General features: G+C 63.7%; 5 protein-coding genes. 1 reads left to right on the forward strand and 4 read right to left on the reverse strand.

Features of this window, described 5'->3' with window-relative positions:
* The first annotated feature begins 148 nt into the window (after positions 1-148).
* Positions 149-1,393, forward strand: a complete 1,245-nt coding sequence (locus tag AB0D28_RS29325; RefSeq protein ID WP_357391087.1) for an XRE family transcriptional regulator — start codon at positions 149-151, stop codon at positions 1,391-1,393.
* Positions 1,394-1,680: 287 nt separating this feature from the next.
* Here AB0D28_RS29325 and AB0D28_RS29330 read toward each other — a convergent pair whose 3' ends face one another.
* The 4 genes from AB0D28_RS29330 to AB0D28_RS29345 form a co-directional block, all read right to left on the reverse strand.
* A complete protein-coding gene (locus tag AB0D28_RS29330) occupies positions 1,681-1,929 on the reverse strand; it encodes a hypothetical protein (RefSeq protein WP_151013585.1) in 249 nt (82 codons plus the stop codon).
* Between the two features lie 740 nt (positions 1,930-2,669).
* Positions 2,670-3,137, reverse strand: coding sequence for a hypothetical protein (locus tag AB0D28_RS29335; RefSeq protein WP_151013583.1), 468 nt, complete (start codon positions 3,135-3,137; stop codon positions 2,670-2,672).
* A complete protein-coding gene (locus AB0D28_RS29340) occupies positions 3,134-3,541 on the reverse strand; it encodes a hypothetical protein (protein ID WP_151013581.1) in 408 nt (135 codons plus the stop codon). Before AB0D28_RS29340 ends, AB0D28_RS29335 begins: the two co-directional genes overlap by 4 nt.
* Positions 3,529-3,894 carry a hypothetical protein gene (locus AB0D28_RS29345; RefSeq protein WP_151013579.1) on the reverse strand — a complete coding sequence of 122 codons (366 nt, stop codon included), beginning with the start codon at positions 3,892-3,894 and terminating at the stop codon, positions 3,529-3,531. The genes AB0D28_RS29340 and AB0D28_RS29345 overlap by 13 nt, the downstream gene beginning before the upstream one ends.
* Positions 3,895-4,470 lie beyond the last annotated feature (576 nt).

A 4,470-nucleotide genomic window follows, 5' to 3' on the forward strand; every position in this document is an offset into this window, starting at 1 on the left:
AACTTTGCCAGACCCTTGCCGGAATCGGTTCGGCGTTTCGCTGGCAAGAACAACGATCTCCTTCCCTGGAACAGAACGACAGGTGTCACTGCGGTGACAGGTCTAAGTCCCCTCGCCATGCCCCCGTGGACGGGGCGATACTGGCGGTATGGCTGACGTAGCTGCTGACCTCGACCGACCCGTCTGGGCGACCAGGCTCAGGGCAGAACGCACCGCCCGAGGATGGTCACAGGGAGAGGCCGTCCGAGCGATGCGGGTGCACGCTGCCGAGCAGCTTCCGGCCGATAGCACCCTGCTGCGGAATTGGAAGCGGTGGGAGGCGGGAGGCTCCGAGCCTGATGGCTTCTACAAGGCCCTGATTGCGAAGACGTTCGGCACCGTCACCGCCGCTTTCTTCCCACCCGCAACGCTTCAAGAGGCTGACGCGGCGCTGATCGCAGGCACCGGCATGGAGACCGTTGAGATTCTCGCTCGCCTCCGTAGCTCAGATGTTTCGGCAGCGACGCTCGAAGCGCTCCGAATCACCGCTGACCGCCTCTGTTGCGAGTACCCCTACATGTCCTCGGAGCAGCTACGAGTAGAGGGCCGAGCTTGGCTCCGCCGAATCACCGCCCTGATGGACCGTCGGCTGACTCTTGCTCAGCACCAAGAGGTACTGAGCCTCGCAGGATGGGTCGCGCTTCTCGTTGGCTGCGTCGAGTACGACATGGGCCTACGCCGGATCGCTGAAGGCACCCGCAAGGCTGCCTTGACGTTGGGCGACGAAGCGGGGAACGCCGCCATCTCTGGCTGGGCATACGAGATGCGAGCGTGGTACGCGCTTACCCAGGGCGATTATCGAGGCGTGATCGCAGCCGCAGAGGCTGGCGAAGCAGTAGCGGCCCACGACGGAGCGGCGGTTCAGCTAGCGGCGCAGCGCGCCAAGGCCTGGGCGCGGCTCGGCGATAGGCGGCAGGTCGAGACGGCGCTGGACAAGGGTCGATCCTTGCTGGAATCGCTGCCGTACCCGGAGGACACCGACCATCACTTCGTGGTGGACCCGGCGAAGTTCGACTTCTACGCGATGGACTGCTACCGCATCGCCGGTGAGGACCGTCTCGCGGAGATGTACGCCCGTGAGGTCCTCCGTTCGTCCACGGAACCAGACGGGACCGAGCGCAAGCCCATGCGCAACGCCGAAGCCCGGATCACGCTCGGCGTTGTGGCGGCGCGCAGCGGGGACCTCGACCAGGCGGTGTCGTACGGCCGCAGGGCATTGAGTGGCGACCGCAAGTCGCTGCCATCGCTGCTGATGTGCTCCAAGGAACTAGCGACCATCCTGCGGGATCGATACCCGAAGGAGCCGGAGGCCATCTCCTACCTCGACGAGGTTCGGGCCCTCAGCGCGAGCTGACCCCATCCGTGCTCTCGCCCGAAGCGCCTGCAGCCGGCCGACCGCCGACACCAGGACGAGGCCGACTCTCATGCCAAGACATGATGCGACTCGGGCGCCACATGTGGGTGCGCCCGACTGTTGCATCCGGCTCTGGCATCTGACCCCGCTTCCGGTAGTTCGTCACGGTCGCCACCTTGACGCCGAGGTACGAAGCTACGTCCGAGGTCGTCCACCACTCCGCGGTTGTGTCTGGGCTAGTTCCCACGGTCATCATTCTCGCACCAGCGGACGGAATGTGGTCGGGCTCAGTCCACGTCGGGGAGCATGGCTGACAGGGACTCGACGTTCCGCAAGTCTCTGTTGGTGCGGTACTCAGCGCAGTAGTGAGGGGTTAACACCAGCATGTTCGGGTCGTGGTCGATGCCTTCTAGGTCGATGAGGTACGGCTTCCCCTTGCGCGCCGCAAAGCGCTCCTTTTCTGGTACCTGACTCGCCTTGACAAGATCGGGTTGAAAAGTGCGGTTTCTTCCGTTTTGCAGGACACCCCAGATCACGGGCTGCTGACAGTGGCTGCACTTGCCTCGGTTTACGACCGGCCGCATAAAACTTTTCATACCGCAACATCGATGGTCGGTCCACAGTGCACGCGACATGACGTATTACCGACTCAGCAGTGCCCCGGGTACCAGCCGCCAGGCGGAATGACACCGGGCACTGGCCGGCCGCCGGCCGGCCGCCGGCGAGTTGGTTCAAAGTTTCTGTACGTCTTCAAGGCGGCCCGCAACGGGCCGCACGCGCCGCCGCCTGGGCGCGCGTCCGTCGCTCCGCTGGCGCTCCGACTCCGGCCACGCAACACGCCCGGCGGCTGGCGCGGAGAGCGGAAAGCCCGGAGGGTCCGCCGCAGCACGACAGGAACGTTGACCGGGTGGTGGTAGGCCGGCAACCGTCCGGGCCGCGCGGCCACTAGACCGCGCGGCGTAGGGGAGCGCACGCCAGCCGCGTCGGCGAGCTGGCGGCGGTCGCCGCGTTGCGGTTACTGCGCCTCCGGCGGGGGCGCTCCGGCTCCAGGATGGCCGGGGGCCCGTCGGCGGGTCGCGGTCCGTGGGTGGTTGCGGTAAGCCATCCCGTCTGCCATCGACCCGGGCGAGCCGAGCAGACCACCGCCCGACCCGCCAGCGTCCGAACGTGCGTCAAGGTCCGCTTGACGTGGCGGGCCGGACGGCGGCCCGCTCCCCAGGAGGGCGGGTCGACGGCAGACGGGATGGCTTCGACGTAAGCCGGGCAGAAGTCTCCGCTACGCCTCTTCTGCTGAAGGCGTCACCTGGCTTCTTCTTGCTTCAACCACTTGCATGGTCCTGGTTGCCGTAAGGCGGGGCTCAACTTCATCGTCGAGAGTGACAGTAGTGCTGATGGTGTAGAAGTCAGGTTTGGGGAACTCCGCCGTTAGCTCCGCAGAAAACTGAACACGCGGCGGCAATGCCCTTTCGGTCTTGCTCTGCACCCGGGTTTCGGCGGAACCGGCTGCGATTCCTGTGCCATCGGGCGCGCTAACTTCAAAGTTGATTTTGACCATCCGCCCCTCAGTGAGAAGGCGTTCCGGCTTCTCGTCGTCCGTGAAGAAGAGAACGATTGCGAATTTAAGATTGGTGGGAAAACTCTCGCGGCGGAAGGCCCCAGGGCTTACGTTCATCAGAGTAATTCGCTGCTCGTTGTCGGCAGTTACGCCCTCTGCTAAACCGAGCCAATCCAATTCAAGGCTCATCGTGCAACTCCATGCACCAAAGTAGTTGTTCCAGCAGTCAGGGTGGCTCCGTCATTGTCGATACGGCCTGCTCTGGCTGAAATGCGGCGAGACGAACGATGCCTAGCTCTGGGCATGTAGTTGCCTGCTACAACCGCCCACGATGTCACCTCAGGCTCTGCACTTGTCGCGCGCGGTTCTTCCATGGCCCGCAAGCTTGACCAATCGACCTTGAAGTAGACAAGTTTGCTGTGGAGGTCGATCTCTGTGACCCACGCCTGTACCTCAATTTGGTTCTCAGGCTCGTAAAGGACCACCTCATCGCCAAGGCTAACGACGCCGTGGACATCTTCTATGCCCGCGTAGGTGCCGTTGCCGTAGACGCGGACGTTCGGATCGAACTCAACCCTCGCTAGCTGCGCCATGTCGCCTCCGGACCTATGAACACTTCGAGGAAACGGTGTACGGAGTCGAGGTCGGTGGTGCCGATGTCCACCGAGTAGTGCTCGTTCACCTCGTCATCGTTGCCGTCCTTGACGAACCGAAACCCTGCGTCAAGTATGGCACCCGCGATGCAGTGGTAGTAGCTTTTGTTCCGTTCTAGGTCGATACCGTCCATCCCGGCGACCTTGATCAGCCGCTTGTGAACGTCGATGACTTCCTCTCCCGGGCGTGGAACGTCAGCGAAGACTGACAGCCCAGGCACGCCGGAGCGCCTAACCTCCATCAGTGCCCTCTTCTGCACAGCCTCGGGCAAGACTGGCTTGAACCTGACCACCTGAGCGCCTCTGGGTAGTTGCTCAACAGGGGGCACACCATGCTCCCGCTCCCGCACTGGCAATATCCGAACCGGACAACTAGAACAGGACCAACGGTAGCCGGTGCCTTCCAGGCAGGTAAGCCCCCGAAGGTATCAACCGCTCCTGCTTCAACACTCGTCACTGTGGCCCGTGGCCGGTTCCTGCCAGCGCGACGCGCAAAGCTTGCAAGCGAGGCGTCAGACAGCGAGGCAGCAATGAAGCAGCACGAGCCTCGACATGGGCCGACCTCAGACCTCAGCCGACGACGTGCGGTACCTGCTCGTTGACGCTAGCCATCACCGGCTGGCAACGGCCAACAGCTTGCGTCCGCATCCCCCGACGGAAGTCGAGGAGCGGAGCCAGGACATGGGCGGCAGGCGATGGGTGGTCATGATCGTTGGGCACAAGCCGGGCACAACTGACGCCGACAAGGGCTGTCAATCGCTGTAAGGCAACGAGAAGCCTCGTGCAGGTCAGGACGCCGATCCGCCCGATCTGAGATGATCCGCAGACCACCGGAGGGATTCAGGGTTCGAGTCCCTGGCGGCCCACTC

This window comes from Micromonospora sp. NPDC048169, from assembly GCF_040652815.1.
Taxonomy (GTDB): Bacteria; Actinomycetota; Actinomycetes; order Mycobacteriales; family Micromonosporaceae; genus Micromonospora.